This is a genomic window from Winogradskyella sp. (assembly GCF_016744625.1).
Taxonomy (GTDB): Bacteria; Bacteroidota; Bacteroidia; order Flavobacteriales; family Flavobacteriaceae; genus Winogradskyella.
Genome location: NZ_JADGDZ010000159.1, coordinates 1 through 2,119, shown reverse-complemented (window position 1 = coordinate 2,119; position 2,119 = coordinate 1). Strand labels below are relative to the sequence as shown.

At 30.0% G+C, this 2,119-nt stretch carries 4 protein-coding genes; 3 read left to right on the top strand and 1 reads right to left on the bottom strand.

Going from position 1 to position 2,119, the window contains the following annotated elements; genetic code table 11:
- The 3 genes from QZZ53_RS17105 to QZZ53_RS17095 all read left to right on the top strand — a co-directional run.
- Positions 1-584, top strand: a 584-nt coding sequence (locus QZZ53_RS17105) for an AAA family ATPase (RefSeq protein WP_296386977.1), incomplete at its 5' end; no start/stop codon positions are given.
- A gap of 214 nt (positions 585-798) precedes the next feature.
- Positions 799-1,395, top strand: a complete 597-nt coding sequence (locus tag QZZ53_RS17100) for a TetR/AcrR family transcriptional regulator (protein WP_296386975.1) — start codon at positions 799-801, stop codon at positions 1,393-1,395.
- A gap of 52 nt (positions 1,396-1,447) precedes the next feature.
- Complete coding sequence (locus QZZ53_RS17095) at positions 1,448-1,927, top strand: acyl-CoA thioesterase (RefSeq protein ID WP_296386973.1); 480 nt, start codon at positions 1,448-1,450, stop codon at positions 1,925-1,927.
- Positions 1,928-1,984: 57 nt separating this feature from the next.
- Here QZZ53_RS17095 and QZZ53_RS17090 read toward each other — a convergent pair.
- A partial coding sequence (locus tag QZZ53_RS17090; protein WP_296386979.1) for an OmpW family outer membrane protein occupies positions 1,985-2,119 on the bottom strand: 135 nt, incomplete at its 5' end.

The window sequence follows — 2,119 nt, the reverse complement described above, 5'->3', positions numbered from 1 at the left end:
AAATTGAAAAAGCACATCCAGATACTTTTAATATCTTATTACAAGTATTAGACGAAGGTAGATTAACAGACAATAAAGGTCGTGTAGCGGATTTTAAAAACACTATCATAATTATGACTTCAAATATGGGAAGTCATATTATACAAGAGCGTTTTGAAGCTACAAAAGATATTCCTTCAGCAATTGAAGCTGCAAAAGTGGATGTTCTGGGTTTATTAAAGCAAAGTGTAAGACCAGAGTTTTTGAACCGAATTGATGATACCATTATGTTTACACCATTATCTAAAGAAAACATTGTAGATATTGTTGGATTACAGCTAAAAAGTGTCACAAAAATGATTGCTAAGCAAGGGATAACTTTTGATGCTACACCAGAAGCTGTTAGCTATTTAGCTAAAAAAGGTTATAATCCAGAATATGGTGCAAGACCAGTAAAACGTGTTATACAAAAAGATGTCCTTAATCAATTGAGTAAAGAAATACTTGCTGGTAAGGTCACTACAGATAGTATTATTCTTCTCGATGAATTCGATGGGCAATTAGTATTTAGAAATCAAGGTGATTTGGTAGTAGAAGAATTATAAAATTCTGAAAATATTTTAGTTATAGGCTGTAACAATATAGCATTAATACAGTCTTTATATTGATTGGTTGGTTAAAGCAACACGGATTTCATGTCGAATCGCTATCGATAGAAAGATGTGTTGCTTTCCTTTTGGAATAAAGAACATAAACGAATCATTTAAAAATTATTAAAAACATACCGTTTAGTATATTTTTTAACTACTTTTGCTATATATGCTTACAAAGTCAGAACATACATCACTATTTATTCTAGAAACGGTTGCACCTATTTTTAATAAGCATGGTTATGCAGCTACGAGTTTAAGTGATTTAACTTCAGCTACAGGTTTAACTAAAGGAGCAATTTATGGCAACTTTAAAAATAAAGAAGAGTTAGCCATTGCTGCATTTAAACATACAGTAAAAAAACTGATGTCTTTAATCGCAGAATACATTGGCAAAAGCAACTCACCTCTTCAAAAGCTCTATTTAATTTCAGATTTTTATCGAGATTACTATACACTTAGTAAAACTTATGGAGGTTGTCCTGTATTAAATATTGGTGTTGATGCCAATAATCAAAATTCTGAATTGTTAGAAAAAGTAAGATTGGTTATTGAGCGTATTCAAGATCAGGTAGCAACTATAATTGAAGATGGTATTGAAGCAGGCGAGATTTCAAACAAAATTAACGCTATGCAATATGCTAAACGATTAGATTCAATGATACAAGGCGCTATTTTTATGACATACACTATGGATGACGACTTTTATATGAAAGACAGCATGAATCAAATTGACGATATGATTACTAATGAACTAAAAGCTTAATATTTTTTTAATCAACAATATACCGATTGGTATATTCAAAATAAAACAAAACATGAATTTACCAAAAGTTGTAGAAAGCCAAACAAAAATTAGATTTCAAGATTGTGATCCATTTAATCATTTAAACAATGGAAAATACACTGACTATTTTATGAATCATCGAGAAGATGAATTAATAAGAAACTACGACATAGATATCTATAAAATGGCAAAGCAATTGGGTAAAAGCTGGGTGTCTAGTAGTAACCAAATAGCATATTTAAAACCTGCTTTTTTAATGGAGACTGTTACCATAGAGTCTCAATTAATTTATTTTGATAACAGTAATCTAAAAGCAGAGATGAGAATGTATAATGAAAATAAAACCCAATTAAAGGCAATTATTTGGTGCAGCTTTGTTCATTACAACTTAGTCACTCAAAAGCGAGATACACATTCTGAGGAAATGATGTCATTGTTTAATGATATTTTAAACCCTTTAACTGCAAATATCTTTGAAGAACGTTTAAAAACTATGAATGCAAGGAAATAAAACAACAAACAAAAAGCCACTATTAAGTGGCTTTTATGTTTGTTAAACAATATTTATTTAAAATTTCATACCAACTCCAAGTCCAATAATTATTGGGTTTATTTCTACCTCAGAATCTGTTGGCCCATTATTAACCGTTACGTCTGTTTTAAGAAACATCTTCTTAATATCTAGATTTAAAAACCACTTATC

Excerpts from the sequence above, each read along its gene's own strand:
- QZZ53_RS17095 (WP_296386973.1), top strand. The coding sequence starts at position 1,448 with ATGAATTTACCAAAAGTTGTAGAAAGCCAAACAAAAATTAGATTTCAA.
- QZZ53_RS17100 (WP_296386975.1), top strand. The coding sequence starts at position 799 with ATGCTTACAAAGTCAGAACATACATCACTATTTATTCTAGAAACGGTT.